Origin of the sequence: Pseudomonas sp. efr-133-TYG-23, from assembly GCF_030209215.1 — a bacterium.
Classification (GTDB): Bacteria; Pseudomonadota; Gammaproteobacteria; order Pseudomonadales; family Pseudomonadaceae; genus Aquipseudomonas; species Aquipseudomonas rhodesiae.
This window is the reverse complement of record NZ_JARVSL010000022.1, coordinates 56,956-77,689: the sequence shown is the minus strand read 5'-3', so window position 1 is coordinate 77,689 and position 20,734 is coordinate 56,956. Positions and strand designations below refer to the sequence as shown.

Annotated in this window: 24 protein-coding genes; 16 read left to right on the top strand and 8 right to left on the bottom strand. The window is 61.6% G+C overall.

Features of this window, described 5'->3' with window-relative positions; genetic code table 11:
* Positions 1 to 84 precede the first annotated feature (84 nt).
* Positions 85 to 600 (top strand): DUF2062 domain-containing protein, encoded by a 516-nt coding sequence (locus tag QRN41_RS16090; protein ID WP_034098616.1) that lies wholly within the window; start codon positions 85 to 87, stop codon positions 598 to 600.
* A 3-nt stretch (positions 601 to 603) separates the two neighbouring features.
* Here the strand turns inward: QRN41_RS16090 and QRN41_RS16085 are convergent, their stop codons facing one another.
* Positions 604 to 1,974 carry a sensor histidine kinase gene (locus QRN41_RS16085; protein WP_285421821.1) on the bottom strand — a complete coding sequence of 457 codons (1,371 nt, stop codon included), beginning with the start codon at positions 1,972 to 1,974 and terminating at the stop codon, positions 604 to 606.
* Entirely contained in the window at positions 1,961 to 2,677 is a 717-nt protein-coding gene (locus QRN41_RS16080; protein WP_034098618.1) for a response regulator transcription factor, read from the bottom strand. The genes QRN41_RS16085 and QRN41_RS16080 overlap by 14 nt, the downstream gene beginning before the upstream one ends.
* A 205-nt stretch (positions 2,678 to 2,882) precedes the next feature.
* On the opposite strand from QRN41_RS16080, the gene QRN41_RS16075 reads away from it, so the two are divergent.
* From QRN41_RS16075 to QRN41_RS16060, 4 genes are all read left to right on the top strand, one after another.
* The gene (locus QRN41_RS16075; RefSeq protein ID WP_285421820.1) at positions 2,883 to 5,636 is read left to right on the top strand and encodes a response regulator; all 2,754 of its coding nucleotides are present in this window, start codon (positions 2,883 to 2,885) and stop codon (positions 5,634 to 5,636) included.
* A gap of 41 nt (positions 5,637 to 5,677) precedes the next feature.
* Positions 5,678 to 6,667 carry a 2-hydroxyacid dehydrogenase gene (locus QRN41_RS16070; RefSeq protein WP_167417857.1) on the top strand — a complete coding sequence of 330 codons (990 nt, stop codon included), beginning with the start codon at positions 5,678 to 5,680 and terminating at the stop codon, positions 6,665 to 6,667.
* Between the two features lie 71 nt (positions 6,668 to 6,738).
* Positions 6,739 to 7,179, top strand: coding sequence for a hypothetical protein (locus QRN41_RS16065; protein WP_034098623.1), 441 nt, complete (start codon positions 6,739 to 6,741; stop codon positions 7,177 to 7,179).
* The gene (locus QRN41_RS16060; RefSeq protein ID WP_285421819.1) at positions 7,176 to 7,580 is read left to right on the top strand and encodes an META domain-containing protein; all 405 of its coding nucleotides are present in this window, start codon (positions 7,176 to 7,178) and stop codon (positions 7,578 to 7,580) included. The genes QRN41_RS16065 and QRN41_RS16060 overlap by 4 nt, the downstream gene beginning before the upstream one ends.
* A 71-nt stretch (positions 7,581 to 7,651) precedes the next feature.
* On the opposite strand, the gene QRN41_RS16055 is transcribed toward QRN41_RS16060, so the two are convergent.
* A complete protein-coding gene (locus QRN41_RS16055; protein ID WP_285421818.1) occupies positions 7,652 to 8,113 on the bottom strand; it encodes a TlpA disulfide reductase family protein in 462 nt (153 codons plus the stop codon).
* A 115-nt stretch (positions 8,114 to 8,228) separates the two neighbouring features.
* Between QRN41_RS16055 and arsC the strand changes: the two genes are divergently transcribed.
* From arsC to QRN41_RS16040, 3 genes are read left to right on the top strand one after another with little or no spacing between them, the layout of a single operon-like run.
* The gene (arsC, locus tag QRN41_RS16050) at positions 8,229 to 8,582 is read left to right on the top strand and encodes an arsenate reductase (glutaredoxin) (RefSeq protein WP_094065853.1); all 354 of its coding nucleotides are present in this window, start codon (positions 8,229 to 8,231) and stop codon (positions 8,580 to 8,582) included.
* A complete protein-coding gene (wrbA, locus tag QRN41_RS16045) occupies positions 8,579 to 9,193 on the top strand; it encodes an NAD(P)H:quinone oxidoreductase (RefSeq protein WP_034098630.1) in 615 nt (204 codons plus the stop codon). Before arsC ends, wrbA begins: the two co-directional genes overlap by 4 nt.
* Complete coding sequence (locus tag QRN41_RS16040; RefSeq protein WP_034098632.1) at positions 9,177 to 9,581, top strand: DUF2069 domain-containing protein; 405 nt, start codon at positions 9,177 to 9,179, stop codon at positions 9,579 to 9,581. Before wrbA ends, QRN41_RS16040 begins: the two co-directional genes overlap by 17 nt.
* A 49-nt stretch (positions 9,582 to 9,630) precedes the next feature.
* Here QRN41_RS16040 and QRN41_RS16035 read toward each other — a convergent pair whose 3' ends face one another.
* Together QRN41_RS16035 and ttcA are read right to left on the bottom strand one after the other, a co-directional pair.
* Positions 9,631 to 10,302, bottom strand: coding sequence for a DNA-3-methyladenine glycosylase I (locus QRN41_RS16035; RefSeq protein WP_285421817.1), 672 nt, complete (start codon positions 10,300 to 10,302; stop codon positions 9,631 to 9,633).
* Positions 10,303 to 10,369: 67 nt separating this feature from the next.
* Complete coding sequence (gene ttcA / locus QRN41_RS16030) at positions 10,370 to 11,194, bottom strand: tRNA 2-thiocytidine(32) synthetase TtcA (protein WP_034098636.1); 825 nt, start codon at positions 11,192 to 11,194, stop codon at positions 10,370 to 10,372.
* A 280-nt stretch (positions 11,195 to 11,474) separates the two neighbouring features.
* Here ttcA and QRN41_RS16025 point away from each other — a divergent pair, with 280 nt between their 5' ends.
* Positions 11,475 to 12,077: a Yip1 family protein gene (locus QRN41_RS16025; RefSeq protein ID WP_034098638.1), complete on the top strand. Its 603-nt coding sequence runs from the start codon at positions 11,475 to 11,477 to the stop codon at positions 12,075 to 12,077.
* A 129-nt stretch (positions 12,078 to 12,206) separates the two neighbouring features.
* Positions 12,207 to 12,701 (top strand): SprT family zinc-dependent metalloprotease, encoded by a 495-nt coding sequence (locus QRN41_RS16020; RefSeq protein ID WP_034098640.1) that lies wholly within the window; start codon positions 12,207 to 12,209, stop codon positions 12,699 to 12,701.
* A gap of 513 nt (positions 12,702 to 13,214) precedes the next feature.
* Here the strand turns inward: QRN41_RS16020 and QRN41_RS16015 are convergent.
* Positions 13,215 to 14,390 carry a CaiB/BaiF CoA transferase family protein gene (locus tag QRN41_RS16015; protein WP_285421816.1) on the bottom strand — a complete coding sequence of 392 codons (1,176 nt, stop codon included), beginning with the start codon at positions 14,388 to 14,390 and terminating at the stop codon, positions 13,215 to 13,217.
* A gap of 157 nt (positions 14,391 to 14,547) precedes the next feature.
* On the opposite strand from QRN41_RS16015, the gene tusD reads away from it, so the two are divergent.
* The 6 genes from tusD (at position 14,548) to QRN41_RS15985 (ending at position 17,984) form a co-directional block, all read left to right on the top strand.
* Positions 14,548 to 14,940, top strand: a complete 393-nt coding sequence (tusD, locus tag QRN41_RS16010; RefSeq protein ID WP_034098644.1) for a sulfurtransferase complex subunit TusD — start codon at positions 14,548 to 14,550, stop codon at positions 14,938 to 14,940.
* Position 14,941: 1 nt separating this feature from the next.
* A complete protein-coding gene (tusC, locus tag QRN41_RS16005; protein ID WP_034098646.1) occupies positions 14,942 to 15,292 on the top strand; it encodes a sulfurtransferase complex subunit TusC in 351 nt (116 codons plus the stop codon).
* Positions 15,292 to 15,570, top strand: a complete 279-nt coding sequence (tusB, locus tag QRN41_RS16000; protein WP_285421815.1) for a sulfurtransferase complex subunit TusB — start codon at positions 15,292 to 15,294, stop codon at positions 15,568 to 15,570. Before tusC ends, tusB begins: the two co-directional genes overlap by 1 nt.
* A complete protein-coding gene (locus QRN41_RS15995) occupies positions 15,567 to 15,902 on the top strand; it encodes a TusE/DsrC/DsvC family sulfur relay protein (protein ID WP_034114174.1) in 336 nt (111 codons plus the stop codon). Before tusB ends, QRN41_RS15995 begins: the two co-directional genes overlap by 4 nt.
* Complete coding sequence (locus tag QRN41_RS15990) at positions 15,899 to 16,900, top strand: glycosyl transferase family protein (RefSeq protein ID WP_285421814.1); 1,002 nt, start codon at positions 15,899 to 15,901, stop codon at positions 16,898 to 16,900. The genes QRN41_RS15995 and QRN41_RS15990 overlap by 4 nt, the downstream gene beginning before the upstream one ends.
* Positions 16,901 to 16,988: 88 nt before the next feature.
* Positions 16,989 to 17,984 (top strand): glutathione S-transferase family protein, encoded by a 996-nt coding sequence (locus QRN41_RS15985; protein WP_285421813.1) that lies wholly within the window; start codon positions 16,989 to 16,991, stop codon positions 17,982 to 17,984.
* Positions 17,985 to 18,056: 72 nt separating this feature from the next.
* Here the strand turns inward: QRN41_RS15985 and cysG are convergent, their stop codons facing one another.
* Both cysG and serS read right to left on the bottom strand, forming a co-directional pair.
* Positions 18,057 to 19,451: a siroheme synthase CysG gene (gene cysG / locus QRN41_RS15980; RefSeq protein ID WP_285421812.1), complete on the bottom strand. Its 1,395-nt coding sequence runs from the start codon at positions 19,449 to 19,451 to the stop codon at positions 18,057 to 18,059.
* Positions 19,452 to 20,732, bottom strand: coding sequence for a serine--tRNA ligase (gene serS, locus QRN41_RS15975; RefSeq protein ID WP_034098658.1), 1,281 nt, complete (start codon positions 20,730 to 20,732; stop codon positions 19,452 to 19,454).
* Positions 20,733 to 20,734: the final 2 nt, after the last annotated feature.

The following is a 20,734-nucleotide window of genomic DNA, read 5'->3' as shown; positions in this document are numbered from 1 at the left end:
GCCTATGATGTTTTGTCACAAAGTCTGAATTTCCTGTTTATAGAATGCGGGCATACTTGCCCCTCGAATCGACCTGGACCCCTTATGCCTCGGCGCTTATTCAAACGGTACATGCCCGACCCCACCAGTATCAGGGAACACAAGTCATTACAGTTTCTCGGTACGTTGTTGCATGATCCGAACCTCTGGCACCTGAATCGGCACTCGGTGGCCCGAGCGATGGCGGTGGGTCTGTTCGCGGCGTTCATTCCGATTCCGTTGCAGATGCTGCTCGCGGCGATCCTCGCGATCACGGTACGCGGCAACATGCCGATCGCCATAAGCCTGGTATGGCTGACCAACCCGATCACTATGCCGGTGGTGTTCATTTGCACGTACCTGACCGGCGCCTGGCTGATGAACGTCCCTGCGCGCAGCCTCCCCGACGACCTCACCTGGGAATGGATCAGCGGCCAGTTGAGCACCTTGTGGCAACCGTTTTTGCTGGGTTCGGTGGTATTGGGCCTGGTACTGGGCGCATTGGCCTATTGCCTGACCATGGGTTACTGGCGGTGGTGGGTGGCCCACCAATGGAAGAAACGCAAACAGCGGCGCGGGTAAAACCTAAAGCGCCAGCAGGCGCAGATGTACACGCAGGCCCGCACCGGTGTTTTCCGCCCATAGGCTGCCATCCTGACGTTGCAGCGCATTGCGCGCGATGCTCAGCCCCAGGCCGAAGCCGCCATCGCCCGGGCGAGAGCCGTCCAGGCGCGTGAACGGCGCAAAAATGCGTTCCAGGTCCCGCTCATCGATCCCGCCGCCCTGATCTTCCAGCCATAGGTGCCAGTACTCACCCTCGCGCCGCCCGTCCAGGCACACCACCCCGTCCGCTGGAGAGTGGCGTATGGCATTACGCAGGATATTTTCCAGGGCCTGGGCCAAGCCATTCAGGTTGCCCCGCACCCAGCACTCGGGGCCCAGCAAACACGGTAGGCGCGATGCTGGCCAAGCGCTTTCAAAGCATGCGTTCTCACGCAATATGTCCCACAACGCTTGAAGCTGAATGGTTTCTTTGGTCAACGGCGTCCGTTCGGCGTCCAACCAGGCCAATTGCAGGCTGTCTTCCACCAGTCGCTGCATGGCATCGATTTCCCGGCCCAGGCGTTGACGCAGTTGCGCGAGGTCCTGCTCGCTGTCACAGGCCACCCGCAAGCGACTGAGGGGCGTACGCAGTTCATGGGACATATCGCGCAGCAACTGCTGTTGCAACACCACGGTCCCCTGCAAGCGTTCGGACATATGATCAAAAGCACGGCCCAGCTCGCCCAACTCATCCTGGCGACTGGTCGCATCCTGGGACAGACGCGTATTCAACTGGTCGGCTCGCCAGGCGTTGGCCTGCTCGCGCAATTGATTGAGGGGCATGATCAGCAAGCGGTACAGGCCTATGCACAGCAATAGGGTGAACAGACCGGGGATCACACCGTTGGTCACCACCCGCCAGAACACTTGATAGCGACCGGGCATAAAGCGCTGTGGCAGTTCGATCACCAACGACCCGGCCTCCGGGTCGCCGGGAAACGCGATCTTCAGCCAGGGCAGCCCCTTGACATGCCGACTCACCGGCCAGTCCAGGCCGCGTAAAAAGGTCAGGCGCTGGTTTTGCGCACTACTCAAGGGGTAGCTGCTCAACGATTGCAGGTCGTTGCCAATCACGCCGATCCAAGTGGTTTCACGCTTGCCCATGGCCTGCAGCCAGGCATCGACGCCTGAAGGGCCGCCTAGGTTCCACGCCTGCTCCGCTTGCGCCGCGTACCCGCTCAGGGTGGTTTTCGCCTCCTCGGACAGATAGGCATTCTGCTGCTCCATATAGCGACCCCAGGACCAGCTCAGCCAGATCATCAACAAACAGAACGCGATCAGCAGGCAGGCCAGTTTCCAGAACAATGAGTGCCGGCCCGGCAGGCGTTTTAGCGGTCGTTCAAAGGCTGTCATCGTGACCGCTCAACACATAACCCTTGCCCCAGACGGTGCGCACTTCGCGCTCGCTGTAGCCGATGGCTTTGAGCTTGCGGCGGATCTGGCTGATATGCATGTCGAGGCTACGGTCATGGGGGGCATAACCGCGTTGCAGCACATGCTGATAAAGAAAGGCTTTGCTCAAGACCTCTTCAACGTTGCGATGCAGGGTTTCCAGCAGGCGGAATTCGCTACGGGTCAGGCCGGCGGCGTGTTGCAGGTAAAAAACATCACCTAACTCATCGTCAAAGCGCAAGCTCGGCGCGTTCTCGCGCCGCACTGGCAGAGCAGGCAGCGGCCGACGATCCAGGGCCACGCGGCGCAGGATCGCTTCAATGCGCACGCGCAGCTCAAGCATGCTGAAAGGCTTGGGTAAGTAGTCGTCCGCGCCCAGGCGAAAACCGCTGATGCGGTCGGCTTCGGCACCCAAGGCCGACATCAGAATCACCGGGGTCGAATGGCTTTTGCGCAAATACGTCAGGATCGACAGGCCGTCCAGCCCCGGCAGCAGAATATCCATCAACACCACGTCGAAAGCACGCTCACGCGCCATGTCCAGGCCCTGCTGGCCGTTCTGGCACCATGTAACCTGAAAGCCACTGCGCGCCAGCTCCTCATGGACGTAGGCGCCGAGCACGGGGTCATCTTCGATGGTCAGGATACTGGCTGCGGGATTCATTAGCGTCTGCAAGTAATTCTCAATCGCCGATTATTCAAGATTACCCCGCCACAGGCAATCGCTACTCGCCGGCCAATGGCCCGAAGATTGACTCCTGTGATGATTTTGCGAGATTCCTCGCCGCGCAAATGGCTACACTGCGCAGGTGGCGCAGGCCGGATGCCGGCGCGAAAGATTGATTCCAATGTGGTAGCAGGAGAGTGGCGTGCTTAGAAGAATGGGGATAAAAGGCCGCGTACTGTTGCTGACCTTATTGCCGACCAGCCTGATGGCGTTGTTGTTGGGCGGTTATTTCACCTGGATGCAGCTGTCGGAGCTGCAAACCCAGTTGCTGCAGCGCGGCGAAATGATCGCCGAGCAATTGGCACCGCTGGTGGCGCCGGCCCTGAGCAATAAAAACGTCGATTTGCTGGAGCGCATCGCCACCCAATCCCTGGAGCAGCAGGACGTACGCACTGTATCGTTCCTCGCGCCGGACCGCAGCACCCTCGCCCACGCCGGTCCGACCATGCTCAATCAGGCGCCGGCCGGCAACAGTTCACATCTGTTGCAGCGCACGGGCAACGACGCCACCCGCTACCTGCTGCCGGTGTTCGGCCGCCATCGCAACCTGGCGGGCGAACTGATCCCCGACGAAAGCGACCGCCTGTTGGGCTGGGTCGAGGTGGAACTGTCCCACAACGGCATGCTGCTGCGCGGCTATCGAAGCCTGTTCGCCAGCCTGCTGCTGATCGCCATCGGGCTGATCTTCACCGCCGCGCTGGCGCTGCGTATCAGCCGCACGATCACCTCGCCGATCGGCCTGATCAAGCAAGCCGTGGCCCAGCTCAAGGACGGCAACCTGGAAACCCGCCTGCCCGCGCTGGGCAGCCAGGAGCTGGATCAACTCGCCTCAGGCATCAACCGCATGGCCGAAACCTTGCAGAATGCCCAGGAAGAATTGCAGCACAGCATCGACCAGGCCACCGAAGACGTGCGTCAGAACCTGGAAACCATCGAGATCCAGAATATCGAGCTGGACTTGGCGCGTAAGGAGGCCCTGGAGGCGAGCCGCATCAAGTCGGAGTTTCTGGCCAATATGAGCCATGAAATCCGCACGCCCCTCAACGGCATCCTCGGCTTTACCCACCTGCTGCAAAAAAGCGAACTGACGCCGCGCCAGCTCGACTACCTGGGTACCATCGAAAAATCCGCCGACAACCTGCTGGGCATCATCAATGAGATTCTCGATTTCTCGAAAATAGAAGCCGGCAAACTGGTGCTCGACAGCATTCCATTCAACCTGCGCGATCTGCTACAGGACACCCTGACCATCCTCGCCCCCGCCGCCCATGCCAAGCAGTTGGAACTGGTCAGCCTGGTCTACCGCGATACGCCGCTGGCGCTGGTGGGCGACCCGTTGCGGCTCAAGCAGATCCTTACCAACCTGATCAGCAACGCGATCAAGTTCACCCGCGAGGGCACCATCGTGGCTCGGGCGATGATCGAGGACGAGCAGGAAGATACCGTGCAACTGCGCATCAGCGTGCAGGACACCGGAATCGGCCTCTCCAGCCAGGACGTGCGTGCGCTGTTCCAAGCCTTCAGCCAGGCCGACAACTCGTTGTCGCGTCAACCCGGCGGCACGGGCCTGGGGCTGGTGATCTCCAAACGCTTGATCGAACAGATGGGCGGCGAAATCGGCGTCGACAGCACGCCGGGCGAAGGCTCGGAATTCTGGATCAGCCTGAACCTGCCCAAAACCCGCGATGACGTTGAAGACCTGCCCTGCGCGCCCCTGCTGGGCCACCGCGTGGCGGTGCTGGAAAACCACGAACTGGCGCGCCAGGCCCTGCAACACCAATTGGAAGATTGCGGCCTGGAGGTCACGCCTTTCAACACCTTGGAAAGCCTGACCAACGGCATTACCAGCGCTCATCAGACCGAGCAGGCTATCGACCTGGCCGTGCTCGGCGTGACCGCCAACGACATACCCCCCGAGCGCCTCAACCAGCACCTGTGGGACCTCGAACATCTGGGCTGCAAAGTGCTGGTGCTATGCCCGACCACCGAACAGATGCTGTTCAACCAGTCGGTGCCCAACCCCAATAGCCAATTGCAGGCCAAACCGGCATGCACCCGCAAACTGCGCCGGGCATTGTCCGACCTGATCAACCCGCGCCCTTCGCGCAGCGAGCCGGGCGAACCCCTGGCCAGCCGCGCGCCACGGGTGCTGTGCGTGGATGACAACCCGGCGAACCTGTTGCTGGTGCAAACTTTGCTGGAGGATATGGGTGCCAAGGTGCACGCAGTGGAAAGCGGTTACGCCGCCGTCGACGCGGTCAAGCAGGAGACTTACGATTTGGTGCTGATGGACGTGCAAATGCCGGGCATGGACGGTCGCCAGAGCACCGAAGCGATTCGTCAGTGGGAGAGCGAGCGTCATGGCTCGCCGCTGCCAGTGGTGGCGCTCACGGCCCATGCCATGGCCAACGAAAAACGCGCCTTGCTGCAAAGCGGCATGGACGATTACCTCACCAAACCCATCAGCGAACGGCAACTGGCCCAAGTAGTACTCAAATGGACGGGCCTGGCCCTGCGCAATCAGGCACCGGAACGCGCCACTGACGGCCTGGCTCCTGGCGTGCAACTGCCTGTGCTGGACCACGAGGAAGGCCTGCGTCTGGCCGCCGGTAAAACCGACCTGGCCGCCGACATGCTCGCCATGTTGCTGGCCTCCCTGGAAGCCGACCGCACCGCCATCAGCATCGCCCGCGAAGCCAATGACAACAATGCGCTGATCGAACGCGTCCACCGCCTGCACGGCGCTACGCGCTACTGTGGCGTTCCGCAACTGCGCGCCGCCTGCCAGCGCGCCGAAACCCTGCTCAAGCAGGACGATGCCAAGGCCCTGCACGCGCTGGACGAACTGGACATGGCCATTGCCCGCCTGGCCAGTGAAGCGCGAGTCAGTGCCTGATGCGTCCCTTTCCATTGATTTGACTTGCAGGGAGCTTTGCCATGCGCATGATTCTGTTCAGCAGCCAAACCTACGACCGCGACAGCTTCCTCGGCGCCCCGCTGCCTGCGGGCCTGGAACTGCAGTTCCAGCCGGCGCGGCTGAATCTCGATACCGTGGCGCTGGCCGAGCACCACGAAGTGGTCTGCCCGTTCATCAACGACGACCTCAGCGCACCGGTGCTGGAATGCCTGGCCAAGGGCGGTACGCGCCTGATTGCGCTGCGTTCGGCCGGTTATAACCATGTCGACCTGGCCAGCGCCAAACGCCTGGGCCTGACCATCGTGCGCGTGCCCGCCTACTCGCCCCACGCCGTGGCCGAGCACGCCGTGGCGCTGATCCTGGCGCTCAATCGGCGCTTGCATCGTGCCTATAACCGCACCCGCGATGGCGATTTCAGCCTGCACGGCTTGACCGGATTCGACTTGGTGGGCAAGACCGTCGGCGTGGTCGGCACCGGGCAGATCGGCGCAACCTTCGCCAAGATCATGGCCGGATTCGGCTGCACGTTGTTGGCCTATGATCCCTTCCCCAATCCCGATGTGCAGGCGCTCGGCGCACGTTACGTGAGCCTGCCCGAGTTGCTCGCCCAAGCCCGGATCATCAGCCTGCACTGCCCGCTCACCGCCGACAGCAAGCACTTGATCAACGCCGCGTCCCTGGCGCAGATGCAGCCTGGTGCGATGCTGATCAACACCGGCCGTGGCGGCCTGGTGGACACACCCGCATTGATCGAAGCTCTCAAGGACGGCCAACTCGGCTACCTGGGGCTGGACGTGTATGAGGAAGAGGCCCAGCTGTTTTTCGAAGACCGCTCCGACCTGCCCCTGCAGGACGACGTACTCGCGCGCCTGCTGACCTTTCCCAATGTGATCATCACCGCCCACCAGGCGTTCCTGACCCACGAGGCCCTGGCGGCAATCGCCACCACTACGCTGGACAATATCGCCGCTTGGGCCGACGGTCGCGTGCAAAACCAGGTGGCAGGTTGATCAGCGGTCACATACCGCGCTCATGATAGGCCGGCACCCGTGATAGGATGCCGCGCCTATTTGGAGGATCCATGGCCGAACACGATTTCCGCTTCAGCTTGCTGAGCCCGCAACACACCCTGATCGAATGCCGCGCCCTGGTGCCGGGCCGTTACCAAGTCACCGGCAACGGTGGTTCGATCAAGCATGGCGACGTCCTGATCGTCACCCTGCGTGGCAGTAAAACTTTGTCGATGCGCCTTACCGTCGAAGGCGATGCGCGCTACTCCATCCGCCCGGCCGGCCAATGGGTCGCCATGGCCCAGGGGCCGAAATTCGGCGAGCTGGAGATTCACACCTGGAAGGTCAACTGCGACAGCTGCGACGCCGTGCTGGAGTTTGAGTTCGCCGTGGAAACCAAGCTGACCAAAGAGCCGCTGCAACCGGCCGCCAATGCACGCATTGCCGAGTTGGGCTGGGCCAGTGAAGGCGACAAGCACCGCTGCCCGAGCTGCCAGAAGGCCACCCAATGAAAGGCCTGGTGTTGCTCGCCGCACTCGGCGCCGGCTTGGCCGGCTGCGCGGAAGATGCGGTCAAACTCCAGCAGGACCACAGCTACGTGGTGGAATGGATCGGTGAGCGGCCCTTGATGGATTACGCGCACCTGACCGTCACCCTCGGCAATGACGGACGTGCCTACGGCAATGGTGGCTGCAACCACTGGTTCGCGCCCTACACCCTGGATGGCGACAAACTCAGCTTCGGCAAGATCGGCAGCACCCGCAAGCTCTGCGCCGAAGCCTTGATGGAGCAGGAGCACCGCTTCTTCCAGGCCCTGCAAGGCGTGCAGCGCTGGGACATCTCGCCCATCGAGCAGACCCGTTTCTGGCCGGCCGAAGGCAAGCCGATCCGCCTGTGGCTCGAAGAAGGCTGATCCGGGTTCTGACCCGATGGACATTTAAAGGTGGGTGAAAAGCCCTCCCACCGTTGCTTTGAGATGTCGCTTTAACCGCGCAACGCCTTGAGCTTGGCCTGCACCCCCTCGGCCGTCTGCTCGCCCATCAACTGCTCGCGCACCTTACCCTTGTCATCGATGATGTAAGTCACCGGCAGCGCTTCGCTGCGCGGGATCTCGAAGATGCCATCCGGGTTCTGCGCCAGCACTGTGAACTTGATCCCAAGTTTCTCGCTGGCGGCCTTGAGTTCTTCGCCCTGCACATTGTCGAAGTTGACCCCGAACACCCCGATATTCTGGCCTTTGAGCTGCTCGGCCAACGCGTTGAGTTCAGGGATTTCCGTGCGGCACGGGCCACACCATTCCGCCCAGTAGTTGATCACCACCCACTGTTTGTCCAAACGCTCGGCCGCGACTTTCTGGCCGTATTGGTCAATGCCATAGTCATTCCCGCAGCCGCTGAGCAGCAGGGTTGTGATGATCGCCAATGCACCGATCAGTCGACGTGTCATGGGGTAATCCTTCGTGAAAATAGACGTTGGCTGCGACCGGATGCCTCTTACGGTTTAAGGACCGGGCGCCGCGCAGGTAGAATACCCGCCACCTCCTGCAAGATGCGACCCGCACATGACCGATCTGACGCTTTATCACAACCCGCGCTGCTCGAAATCCCGCGGTGCTCTCGAACTGTTGGAAGCCCGCGGCCTCGCCCCGACCGTGGTGCGCTACCTGGAAACCCCACTCAACGCCGCGCAAATCCAGGCCCTGCTGGGCAAACTCGGCCTGTCTGCGCGCCAACTGCTGCGCACCGGCGAAGACGAATACAAAAGCCTCAACCTTTCTGACCCCAACCTCAGTGAAAGCCAGTTGATCGACGCCATTGCCGCTCATCCCAAGCTGATGGAGCGCCCGATCCTGGAAACCGCCGACAAGGCCGTCATCGGCCGTCCTCCGGAAAACGTATTGGAGATCCTGCCGTGACTGCGCCTTATGTGCTGGTGCTGTATTACAGCCGTAACGGCTCGGTCAGTGAAATGGCCCGGCATATTGCCCGGGGCATCGAACTGGGCGGCATGGAAGCGCGCCTGCGCACGGTGCCGGCGGTGTCCACTGAGTGCGAAGCGGTGGCGCCGAGTATTCCGGACGAAGGCGCGTTGTATGCCAGCCTCGATGACTTGAAAAACTGCTCGGGCCTGGCCCTCGGCAGCCCGACGCGTTTCGGCAACATGGCCGCGCCGCTCAAGTACTTCCTCGACGGCACCAGCAACCTGTGGCTCACCGGCGCCCTGGTCGGCAAACCGGCCGGGGTGTTCACCTCCACCGCCAGCCTGCATGGCGGCCAGGAAACCACACTGATGTCGATGCTGCTGCCGCTGCTGCATCACGGCATGCTGATCACCGGCCTGCCCTACAGCGAACAGGCCCTGCTCGACACCCAGGGCGGCGGCACGCCGTACGGCGCCAGCCACCATGCCGGGCCGGACGGCAAACGCCTGCTCGACCCACATGAAATGGCCCTATGCAAAGCCCTCGGCCTACGCCTGGCCAACACCGCCACGTTGCTGGAGAACGGCCGTGGCCAAAAAGCCTAAAGTACTGCCCCCACAAGCGTGGTTGGAGCCGCGGGTCAAGGTGGCACGCGCATTGAGCCTGCTGGCGTTTTTTGCGCTGGTGGGGTTGTTGTGCGGGTATTACCTGTTCGTTGCCGACCTGCACGGCGCACGCCCTTGGGTGATCCTGCTGATCGAGTTGGTGCCGTTGCTGATTCTGGCACCGGGCATGCTGCTCGGCAGCGCGCGCGGGCATTCATGGATGTGCTTTGCGGTGAACCTGTATTTCATCAAGGGCGCGCTGGCGGCGTACGACCCGAACCGGCAGTGGTTCGGCGTGCTGGAAATGCTGGCAAGCCTGGCGGTGTTCTGTACCGCGCTGCTGTACGTGCGCTGGCGCCATCAGTTGAACCGGCGTCTGGCCGCGTAAGTCACCGTGGCGAGGTGACTCGCCACGAAAGTTGCGCTCACCGCATGTGTCAGTGGTTGACGGTGTACGCCAGCATCATCGACAACTGGCACATCGGCCGACCACTCTCGGCATGCCACTGGTTGAACGCGCCCTGCACCGTCGCCAGATCGCGCAGGCTGGTGGGGACCTTGTCGACGATTTTCTGCGCATTCAACGCCGCGACCACGTCGTCGCTGGGCACAAAGGTGTCCTTGCCGACCATGCGCAGAAAGCGCGGGGCCGATAGCCCACCCAACTGGTGGCCGTGCTTGCTCAAGTATTTCCACAGCCCAACGATGTCGGTCACCGGCCAATCGGCGATGAACGCGCCGAAGCTGCCTCTTTCCTGGGTGATATCCAGGATCATCTGCGCATTACGCGGCACGCTCTTGAGCTTGCCCAGGTGACGGATGATGCGGGTGTCCTGCATCAGGCGCTCCAGGTGCTCGGCGCCCATCAACACGACTTTTTCCGGATCGAAGCCAAAGAACACCTGCTCGAAGGCCGGCCACTTGGCATCTACCACGCTGTGCTTGAGCCCGGCCCGGAACACCCGCAGCGCCAGGGTCGACAGGTAGCGATCATCACTGATCTTGCGTAATTGCGCCGGGGTCTTGGGAGCCGGCAGATGGGCTTCCAGTTTGGCCGCCGAGCCGAAGCGGTTCAGACAATATTCGTGCAGCCACTTGTAATCGCGCATGCCCTCTCCTGGCAGTGGAATTGAAAACGGCGCCCGCAAGCGCCGTGTGTCAGAGCCTTGAAACGGCTCAGAGGTTCACCACATTAACGAAGCGCGACGCGGCGGTCTCGTCGATCTTCAGGCTGGTGAAGTCGAACAGGTTACGGTCGGCCAACTGCGACGGGATCACATTCTGCAGGCTGCGGAAAATGCTTTCGGTACGTCCCGGGGTCTTGCGCTCCCAGTCCTGCAGCATCTCCTTGACCACCTGGCGTTGCAGGTTTTCCTGGGAGCCGCAGAGGTTGCACGGGATGATCGGGAATTGCTTGAAGTCGGAATAGGCCTGGATGTCTTTCTCATTGCAGTAGGCCAACGGACGAATCACCACGTTGCGCCCGTCATCGGCGCGCAGCTTGGGCGGCATGGCCTTGAGCGAACCATTGAAGAACATATTGAGGAAAAACGTCTCGACGATATCGTCGCGGTGATGCCCCAAGGCCATTTTGGTCGCGCCGATCTCATCGGCGAAGGTGTAGAGCGTGCCACGGCGCAGGCGCGAGCACAGCGAGCAGGTGGTTTTGCCTTCCGGGATCAGTTCCTTGACCACCGAGTAGGTGTCTTTTTCGACGATGTGATACTCGATGCCCAACTCTTTCAGGTAGGCCGGCAGCACATGCTCGGGGAAGCCCGGTTGTTTCTGGTCCATGTTGACGGCAACGATCTCGAACTTGATCGGCGCGACCTTTTGCAGGTGCAGCAGCACGTCAAGCATGGTGTAGCTGTCTTTGCCGCCGGAGAGGCAGACCATCACCTTGTCGCCGTCCTCGATCATGTTGAAATCGGCGACCGCTTCACCGGCCAGGCGACGCAGGCGTTTTTGCAGTTTGTTCTGGTTGACCGTAAGAGTGCCCATGGCGCTTGGATCCGCTTGAGGTGTGTGACGAAAAGCGCAGCATTTTACCGGTATGCGCCAGCGAGTCCAATGCGCGCTTATATTGCTCCTTCTACAGAGCCTGCGGCGATTACGCCCAGTGTTTACAGTGCAATATGCTCTAAAGGCCTTACAGTTTTTCCGGTCATCCATTCCTATACTGCGACATAAGGTCGCGCACAAGCTATCCAGACCTTTCAGGCCAACTGGCCCGTGGGCGCTCCGTTGGGGGGCGATAGTAATAACGACAGGAGTGACTGGCATGATCCATCACGTCGTGGGGCTGTTTACCCATCCCGATCAGGAATGGCGGGAAATCCGTGGCGATAAAGAAGAAAGCATCGGCCACATGTACCTCACTCACACGCTGATCCTGGCGGCGATCCCCGCCCTATCGGCTTTTATCGGCACCACCCAGGTCGGCTGGGTCATCGGCAATCGCGCACCCGTTATGCTGACCCAGGAAAGCGCATTGTGGATGACCATCATGTCCTACGCGGCCATGCTCGCCGGCGTGGCGGTGATGGGCGCCTTTATCCACTGGATGGCGCGCACCTATGACGCTAACCCCAGCATGGCGCGCTGTGTAGCCTTCGCCACTTATACCGCGACGCCGTTGTTTATCGGCGGGCTGGCGGCCTTGTACCCGCATATGTGGCTGGGCATGGTCGTGGGGACGGCGGCGATCTGCTACACGGTGTACCTGTTGTATGTCGGCGTGCCGACCTTTATGAGCATCGATCCGGATGAAGGCTTCCTGTTTTCCAGCTCCATACTGGCCGTGGGGCTGGTGGTGCTGGTGGCGATCATGGCGTTTACCGTGATTGTCTGGGGCCTGGGCGTTGGGCCGATCTACACCAACTGACGCACACCACCGCGCAGGCAGGGCCACCGCAAGGTGGCCTTGTGCGTCTGGCATGACCATTCGGCGCCTGACAGATTCGGAAACACCTGGTTTTACGGCATACTGGGCGTCTCTGGAGATAGATACAGCATGCCCGAGCAACTCAATACCCGCGTCGAAGAGTGTTTCCAGCTAGCCGAGTCCTTTTTCAAACGAAGCTTCAAGCGTCCCCAAGTCAGCCTCAAGCTGCGCGGTCAAAAGGCCGGCGTCGCGCACTTGCACGAGAATCTGCTGCGTTTCAACCCCCAGCTTTACCAGGAAAACAGCCAACACTTCCTCAAGCAGACCGTGGCCCATGAAGTGGCCCACCTGATCGCCCACCAACTATTCGGCGAGCGCATCCAGCCCCATGGCGAAGAATGGCAATTGATCATGCGCGGCGTGTACGAACTGCCGCCGGACCGCTGCCATACCTACGCGGTGAAACGGCGCCAGGTAACGCGCTACATCTACCGCTGCCCGTGTGCCGACAGCGATTTTCCATTTTCCTCACAGCGTCACGGCCTGGTGCGTCAGGGGCGCAGGTATTTATGCCGGCGGTGTCGGCAGACACTGGTGTTTACCGGAGAGACTCGCGTGGAGTGATGGGGTCGGTGGTCATCGGGTGCTATCGAGGCAAGCGCCCATTTAGAGCCGAGCAACCGATTTAAATGTGGCAAGGGGCTTGCCCTACTAGCCCTAGGTATCACCAGTATTAACTGAAAGAACCGGCTCAAAAGATGGGAGGGGGCTTGCCCTCAATAGCAGTGGGTCTGTCAGCCTATCTGCCACTGGCCCACCGTCATCGGGGGCAAGCCCCCTCCCACCTTTGATAGTCGATGTTTTCACTGAAGATAGGTGAATACCCATGCACCGATAGCGGCGGGTCTGTCAGCCTATCTGCCACTGACCCACCGCCATCGGGGGCAAGCCCCCCCACCTTTGATAGTCGATGTTTTCACTGAAGATAGGTGCATACCCATGCACCGATAGCAGTGGGTCTGTCAGCCTATCTGTCACTGGCCCACCGCCATCGGGGGCAAGCCCCCTCCCACCTTTGATAGTCGATGTTTTCGATGAAGATAGGTGCATACCCATTCACCGATAGCAGTGGGTCATTCAACCGACCACCTTGCTGCGCCGCAATTCTGCTATCCGCTGAGCACTGAAACCCAGCTCCGCCAACACTTCATCGCTGTGTGCGCCCACGGCTACCCCAATGTGTCGAGGCGCCGGCAACCCTTCTGAAAACTTCAGCGGGCAGGCAATCTGCGCCTGGCTTGAGCCATCGCCTCTGGGTACTTGGCTGACCAACGCCCGCGCCTTTAGCTGCGGATGAGCCACGGCTTCACTGAGCGTCAGCACAGGCTCCACGCACGCATCCAACCCGGCAAACAATTCACATAGCTCATCGAAACTGCGCTTCTCGAATTCCACCTGCAACGCCTGTTTAAGAACCCGTTGCTGCTCGGGCTTGAGGCTGTGCGCCGCCAACTCGGGCCGGCCCAAGGCTGCGCACAGAGCCTGCATGAAAGCAGGCTCCAGGCTACCCACCGACATCCAGCGCCCGTCCCGCGTGCGGTAGTAATCGTAGAAACTGCCGCCATTGAGCACCTGGCTTTCCCATTCCGGCTCCACACCGCACGCCAGATACCCCGCGCCAGCCATGGCATTGAGGCTGAACGAGCAGTCCGTCATGCTCACATCCAGGTATTGCCCCACCCCACTCTGCTGCCGCGCGATCACCGCCGCCAGCAAACCGACCACTGCGTGCAGAGAGCCGCCCCCCACATCCGCAACTTGCACGCCCAGAGGTAACGGCCCGCGGTCCTGACGCCCGGTGTAACTGGCCACGCCGGCCAGTGCCAGGTAATTGATGTCGTGGCCGGCGCGGTCCTTGTAGGGGCCGGTCTGGCCGTAACCGGTGATCGACACGTAGATCAATCGCGGGTTGATCGCCTTCAATGCCTCATACCCCAGACCCAAGCGCTCCATCACGCCGGGGCGGAACTGTTCGAGCACAATGTCGTAATCCGCCACCAGCGTGCGCACGATCTCCAGCGCCTCGGCCTGCTTGAGGTCCAGCGCCAGGCTGCGTTTATTGCGATTGAGGTACGCGTGGCTCGCTGAAGTGCCCCGGTCATGGGGCGGCAGCACGCGCAACAGGTCCGGACGCGTGGGCGACTCGATGCGTAGCACTTCGGCGCCCATGTCCGCCAGCATCAATGAAGCAAACGGACCGGGCAGCAAGGTGGAAAAATCCAGCACTTTAAGGGACGCCAAGGGACCGGACATAGGGACTCCTGTAGGGTTGCGAGTTCCCACAGCCTAGGCAGCCCGGCGCCTATCGGCAATCGTCAGAACGGTCAGCGACACTGACCGTTTTGATCACGGCGGGCTTTTTCGCGCAGTCGGCTTTATCATTGCCCCACGTTTGCTTGCCGAGTGTTCCATGAAGTTTGCGATTGCCTTGTTTTCCGCCGCCCATGCGCCTTCTTCGCGCCGTGCCCTGCTGTTTGCCCAGGCCGCGCTCGCTGGCGGGCATGAGATTGTGCGGCTGTTTTTCTATCAGGACGGCGTTTACAGCGCGGCCAACAGCATTGTCGCCCCCCAGGATGAGCAGGACATCGCGCGCCAGTGGCGTGAGTTTGTCAGCCAGCATCAGCTCGATGGCGTGGTGTGCATCGCCGCTGCCCTGCGCCGAGGCGTGCTCAATGCCGAAGAGGCCACGCGCTATCAACGCAGCGCGGTGAACCTGGAGGCCCCCTGGGCACTCTCGGGCCTTGGCCAACTGCACGACGCCGCCCAGGCCGCCGACCGCCTGATCTGCTTTGGAGGGCCGTGACATGTCCAAATCCCTATTGGTGATCAGCCGCCAGGCGCCCTGGTCTGGGCCCAGCGCGAGGGAAGCGCTGGACATCGTACTGGCCGGCGGAGCCTTCGATTTGCCGATCGGCCTGCTGTTTATGGACGACGGCGTGTTTCAACTGGCGCCCGGCCAGGACGCCAAAGCCGTTCAGCAAAAAGACCTCAGTGCCAACCTGCAGGCCCTCGGGCTGTTTGGCATCGACGACGTGTTTGCCTGTAGCCACAGCCTCACGGAACGCGGGCTCACCCCACCCGCCAGCGCGCAGCCTATGGACAGCGCTGCGATTTCCCAATTGATTGACCGTTACGACCAGGTGATAACCCTCTGATGTCGACTCTCCATGTGGTTTCCCACTCGCCCTTTACCGATGGTCGCCTGGCCAGTTGCCTACGGGTATGCGGCGCCAAGGACGCAATCCTGCTGTGCGGTGACGGCGCCTACGCCCTGCACAACCCGGCGCTGCACAGTCAAGGTGTGAAAATCTTTGTGCTGGCCGAAGACAGCCAGGCGCGCAACCTGCCAGTGCCGGACTGGGCCAGCAGCGTGGATTATTCGGGGTTCGTGCAGTTGTCGATCGATTACGACAAGGTCAATACCTGGCTATGAATACGCTCACGGTCGGTTCGCGCAGCCTGGAACTGGACAAGGACGGCTACCTGGTCGACCTGAATGACTGGTCCGTCGAAGTAGCCAACGCCCTGGCCGCCGCCGAGGCCTTGGAACTGACGCCGGACCACTGGCAGATCCTCAACCTGCTGCGCGAGTTCTACGCCCAATTCCAACTGTCCCCGGCCACGCGCCCGCTGATCAAATACACCGCCTTGAAGCTGGGCCCCGAAAAGGGCAACAGCCTGCACCTCAACAAACTGTTCAACGGCACTCCCGCCAAACTCGCCGCCAAGCTGGCGGGCCTGCCCAGGCCGACGAATTGCTTATGACCGACTTTGCCCCGCTGACCCTGCAACCCCCTGCCGAGCACCCCTTTGCGCAGTTCGTACGCATCCTGGGCAAAGGCAAGCGCGGTGCGCGCAACCTCACCCGTGAAGAAGCCCGCGAGGCGATGGGCATGTTGCTCGACGAAAAAGTCGAGGACACCCAACTCGGCGCGTTTCTGATGCTGCTGCGGCATAAGGAGGAAAGCCCGGAAGAGCTCGCCGGCTTTACCGAGGCGGTACGCGAGCGTCTCAACGCCCCGGCGCTGAACGTCGATATCGACTGGCCCAGCTATGCCGGTAAAAAGCGCCACCTGCCGTGGTTCCTGCTGGCCGCCAAGTGCCTGGCACAAAACGGCGTGCGTATCCTGATGCACGGCGGCGGCGCCCACACCGCCGGGCGCCTGTACACCGAGCAATTACTGCACGGTTTGCAGATTCCGCTGTGCCGTGACTGGCAGCAGGTGGAGGCGGCGTTTGCCCAAGGCAACCTGGCGTTTATTCCGCTGGGCGATTGGGCGCCGCAGCTGCAGCGCATGATCGACCTGCGCAACACCCTGGGCCTGCGCTCGCCGATCCACTCCCTGGCGCGCCTGCTCAACCCGCTGAACGCTCGGTGCGGCCTGCAAAGCATTTTCCACCCCGGTTACCAAGGCGTGCACCGCGATGCCAGCGGCCTGCTCGGCGACACGGTGATCGTAGTCAAGGGCGATGGCGGCGAGATCGAAATCAACCCCGATACCCTCAGCCATCTCTACGGCACCACCGGCGGCCAGAGCTGGGACGAAGAATGGCCCGCGCTGTCCGTCCAACGCCACGTCAAACCGGCAACCCTGGAGCCTGAACACCTCAAAGCCGTATGGCGCGGCGATGTCGAGGACAGCTATCCGCAACTGGCGCTGATCGCCACCATGGCACTGGCGCTGCGCGGCCTTGGGCACCCCCGCGATCAGGCGTTTGCGATGGCGGAGGATTACTGGCAAACGCGGGATAGATCGATTTAATCGATAAGTGACCCGCAGTCTTTGCGCTTTTAAATCGAACCCTGATCTTTAGACTGGGCTCCAACGCTTATTAGTCGAGGAGCCAGTCATGGGTTTGCTGATCGAAGGACACTGGAAAGACCAGTGGTACGAAAGTAGCGCGGATGGCGCTTTCCAGCGCGAACAGGCGCAACGCCGCAACTGGGTCACCGCCGACAGCCAGCCTGGCCCCAGTGGCGAGGGCGGCTTCAAGGCCGAAGCCGGGCGCTATCACCTCTACGTTTCCCTGGCCTGCCCGTGGGCACATCGCACGTTGATCCTGCGCAAGCTCAAGGGCCTGGAAAGCCTGATCGACGTGTCGGTGGTCAGCTGGCTGATGCTGGAAAACGGTTGGACCTTTGATAAGGCCACAGGCTCAACTGGTGATCGACTCGACGACTTTGCCTACATGCACCAACGCTACACCGCCGACACGTCCGACTACACTGGACGCGTTACCGTACCGGTGCTGTGGGACAAGCAACGCCAGCGCATCGTCAGCAACGAATCGGCGGAGATCATCCGCATGTTCAACAGCGCGTTCAACGGGCTGACTGGCAACGCCCTGGACTTCTACCCCGAGCCGTTGCGCCCGACCATCGACGCACTGAACGCGCGGATCTACCCGGCGGTCAACAACGGCGTGTATCGCGCGGGCTTCGCCACCTCGCAGCAAGCCTATGGAAGTGCTTTCGACGATGTATTTGCCGAGCTGGATCACTTGGAACAGCACCTAGGCGAGCACCGCTACCTGGCCGGGGAATACCTGACCGAAGCCGATGTGCGGCTGTTCACTACGCTGATTCGTTTTGATGCGGTGTATTACAGCCACTTCAAATGCAATCTGCGGCGCATTGCCGATTACGCGAACCTGTCCAATTGGCTGAGGGAAATGTATCAGTGGCCTGGCGTGGCCGAGACGGTGGATTTCGAACACATCAAAGGGCACTACTACGCCAGCCACCGCACCATCAACCCAACGGGGATTGTGCCGAAAGGACCATTGCAGACGTTCGATACCGTGCACGATCGGCAGCGGTTGAGCGGAAAAGGGGTGTGGAGCTGATCCAACAGCCTGGCTGACTGCCAGACCGCATCGGGGGCAAGCCCCCTTCCAAAGGGTGGTGGCGCTTTAGTTTCAGACTTGAGACTGGGCGCCTTCGAACCACTTCAATTTCTCCCGCAATAACACCACTTCACCGACAATCACCAGGGTTGGGGCATGCACTTCATGCTCGGCCACCATGCGCGGCAAATCCGCCAGGGTGCCGGTGAACACGCGCTGGTTGGACGTGGTGCCCTGCTGGATCAGCGCGGCCGGGGTATCCGGGGCGCGACCATGCTGAATCAGCTGTTCGCAGATGATCGGCAAGCCAATCAAGCCCATATAGAACACCAGGGTCTGCGAAGGCCCGACCAGGTCTTGCCAGGGCAGGTCGGAGGTGCCGTCTTTCAAATGCCCTGTGATAAAACGCACGGACTGCGCATAGTCACGATGGGTCAACGGGATACCGGCATACGCCGCACACCCGCTGGCTGCGGTAATACCCGGCACGACCTGGAACGGAATGCCATGGGCGGCCAGTTCCTCGATTTCTTCGCCCCCACGACCAAAGATGAACGGATCGCCACCTTTAAGGCGCAGCACGCGCTTACCCTGCTTGGCCAGGTTCACCAGTTGCTGGTTGATCTGCTCCTGAGGCACCGCATGTTCGGCGCGACGCTTGCCGACATACACACGCTCAGCATCGCGGCGGCATAACTCCAGGATCGCCGGAGCGACCAGACGGTCATACAGCACCACGTCGGCCTGCTGCATCAGGCGCAGCGCGCGGAATGTGAGCAAATCGGGGTCACCCGGACCGGCACCCACCAGGTAAACCTCACCCGGCGCATGAGGCGGCGCTCCGTTGACCTTCGCCACCAACAGGCGCTCGGCCTCATCGCCCTGCCCGGCCAGTTGACGGTCAGCAATCGGGCCTTGAAATACCTCTTCCCAGAATGCGCGACGTTGCTGCACATCCGGATACAGGCTTTTGACCTGGGCCCTGAACCGCGCGGCCAACCCGGCCAACTGGCCATAGGTAGACGGAATCCAGGTTTCCAGCTTGGCCCGGATCAAGCGCGCCAGCACCGGCGCGTCGCCGCCGCTGGACACCGCGATCACCAGCGGCGAACGATCGACGATGGCAGGGAAAATCACGCTGCATAAGGCCGGCGCATCCACCACGTTGACCGGCACGCACCGACGCTTGGCATCGCTGGACACTTGCGCATTCAGCGGCTCATCGTCCGTCGCAGCGATGATCAGGGTGCAGCCGTCCAGGTCCGCCTCCTGATAACCGCGCAAAATCAGCTCCCCGCCGCTGCCCCGTACCAACTCTCGCAACTGGTCTTCGATCTGAGGCGCAACCACTCGCAGCACGGCACCGGCGTCCGCCAGCAGCCGGGATTTGCGCAAGGCAATCTCCCCGCCCCCGACCACCAGCACGCGGCTGCCGCGCAGGTTATGAAACAGCGGCAGAAATTCCATTTAGCGGATGACCTCAACGCCCGCCATGTACGGCTTGAGCACCTCTGGTACACGGATCGAACCGTCGGCTTGCTGGTAGTTTTCCAGTACGGCCACCAGCGTACGGCCTACGGCCAGGCCCGAACCGTTGAGGGTGTGCACCAGTTCCGGCTTGCCGGTCTCCGGGTTACGGAAACGCGCCTGCATGCGACGGGCCTGGAAATCACCGCAGTTGGAGCACGAGGAAATCTCGCGGTACTTGTCCTGGCTGGGCACCCACACTTCGAGGTCGTAGGTTTTTACCGCGCTGAAGCCCATGTCGCCGGTGCACAGCGCCAGTACGCGATACGGCAGCTCCAGCAGTTGCAGGACGCGCTCGGCGTTGGCGGTCAGGCCTTCCAGGGCTTCCATCGACGTGGACGGCTCGACCACCTGCACCATCTCGACTTTGTCGAACTGGTGCTGGCGGATCATGCCGCGGGTGTCGCGCCCCGATGCGCCGGCTTCGCTACGGAAGCACGGCGTGTGGGCGACGAACTTGATCGGCAGTTGCTTGGCGTCGAGAATCTCGCCGGCGACGATATTGGTCAGCGACACTTCAGCGGTCGGAATCAGATAGAAATCGGCCTCGCCGTCGCGGCTGATCTTGAACAGCTCTTCCTCGAACTTCGGCAGCTGGCCGGTGCCCTGCAGCGCTGGCGCCTGAACCAGGTAAGGCGTGTAGGCTTCTTCGTAGCCGTGCTCACCGGTGTGCAGGTTGATCATGAACTGCGCCAGGGCGCGATGCAGGCGCGCGATCGGCCCGCGCAGCAAGGCAAAGCGTGCGCCGGACAGCTTGGCGGCGGTCTCGAAATCCAGGCCACCGCTCAATTCGCCCAGGGCGACGTGGTCTTTGATCGGGAAATCAAAGGCTTTCGGCGTGCCCCAGCGGCGCACTTCGACGTTGCCGTCTTCGTCTTCGCCGACCGGTACGGAGGCGTCCGGCAGGTTGGGGATGCCCAGCAGGATCTGATCCAGCTCGGACTGGATCTTGTCCAGCTCGGCCTTGCCGTCGGACAGCTCGGTGCCCATGCGCTCGACGTCCGCCATCAGCGGCGCGATGTCTTCACCGCGCTGCTTGGCCTGACCGATGGATTTGGAACGCGCATTCCGCTCAGCCTGCAGTGCTTCGGTGCGGGTCTGGACGGTCTTGCGCTGTTCTTCCAGCGCTTCGATGCGCGCGACATCCAGGGCAAAGCCACGGGAAGCCAGGCGGTCCGCTACGTCCTGAAGGTTGCTACGTAACAGTTTGGAATCGAGCATGT

Coding starts and splice junctions, on each gene's coding strand:
- QRN41_RS16090 (WP_034098616.1), top strand. CDS start 85: ATGCCTCGGCGCTTATTCAAACGGTACATGCCCGACCCCACCAGTATC.
- QRN41_RS16085 (WP_285421821.1), bottom strand. CDS start 1,974: ATGACAGCCTTTGAACGACCGCTAAAACGCCTGCCGGGCCGGCACTCA.
- QRN41_RS16080 (WP_034098618.1), bottom strand. CDS start 2,677: ATGAATCCCGCAGCCAGTATCCTGACCATCGAAGATGACCCCGTGCTC.
- QRN41_RS16070 (WP_167417857.1), top strand. CDS start 5,678: ATGCGCATGATTCTGTTCAGCAGCCAAACCTACGACCGCGACAGCTTC.
- QRN41_RS16065 (WP_034098623.1), top strand. CDS start 6,739: ATGGCCGAACACGATTTCCGCTTCAGCTTGCTGAGCCCGCAACACACC.
- QRN41_RS16060 (WP_285421819.1), top strand. CDS start 7,176: ATGAAAGGCCTGGTGTTGCTCGCCGCACTCGGCGCCGGCTTGGCCGGC.
- QRN41_RS16055 (WP_285421818.1), bottom strand. CDS start 8,113: ATGACACGTCGACTGATCGGTGCATTGGCGATCATCACAACCCTGCTG.
- arsC (WP_094065853.1), top strand. CDS start 8,229: ATGACCGATCTGACGCTTTATCACAACCCGCGCTGCTCGAAATCCCGC.
- QRN41_RS16035 (WP_285421817.1), bottom strand. CDS start 10,302: ATGCGCGATTACAAGTGGCTGCACGAATATTGTCTGAACCGCTTCGGC.
- ttcA (WP_034098636.1), bottom strand. CDS start 11,194: ATGGGCACTCTTACGGTCAACCAGAACAAACTGCAAAAACGCCTGCGT.
- QRN41_RS16025 (WP_034098638.1), top strand. CDS start 11,475: ATGATCCATCACGTCGTGGGGCTGTTTACCCATCCCGATCAGGAATGG.
- QRN41_RS16020 (WP_034098640.1), top strand. CDS start 12,207: ATGCCCGAGCAACTCAATACCCGCGTCGAAGAGTGTTTCCAGCTAGCC.
- QRN41_RS16015 (WP_285421816.1), bottom strand. CDS start 14,390: ATGTCCGGTCCCTTGGCGTCCCTTAAAGTGCTGGATTTTTCCACCTTG.
- tusD (WP_034098644.1), top strand. CDS start 14,548: ATGAAGTTTGCGATTGCCTTGTTTTCCGCCGCCCATGCGCCTTCTTCG.
- tusC (WP_034098646.1), top strand. CDS start 14,942: ATGTCCAAATCCCTATTGGTGATCAGCCGCCAGGCGCCCTGGTCTGGG.
- tusB (WP_285421815.1), top strand. CDS start 15,292: ATGTCGACTCTCCATGTGGTTTCCCACTCGCCCTTTACCGATGGTCGC.
- QRN41_RS15995 (WP_034114174.1), top strand. CDS start 15,567: ATGAATACGCTCACGGTCGGTTCGCGCAGCCTGGAACTGGACAAGGAC.
- QRN41_RS15990 (WP_285421814.1), top strand. CDS start 15,899: ATGACCGACTTTGCCCCGCTGACCCTGCAACCCCCTGCCGAGCACCCC.
- QRN41_RS15985 (WP_285421813.1), top strand. CDS start 16,989: ATGGGTTTGCTGATCGAAGGACACTGGAAAGACCAGTGGTACGAAAGT.
- cysG (WP_285421812.1), bottom strand. CDS start 19,451: ATGGAATTTCTGCCGCTGTTTCATAACCTGCGCGGCAGCCGCGTGCTG.
- serS (WP_034098658.1), bottom strand. CDS start 20,732: ATGCTCGATTCCAAACTGTTACGTAGCAACCTTCAGGACGTAGCGGAC.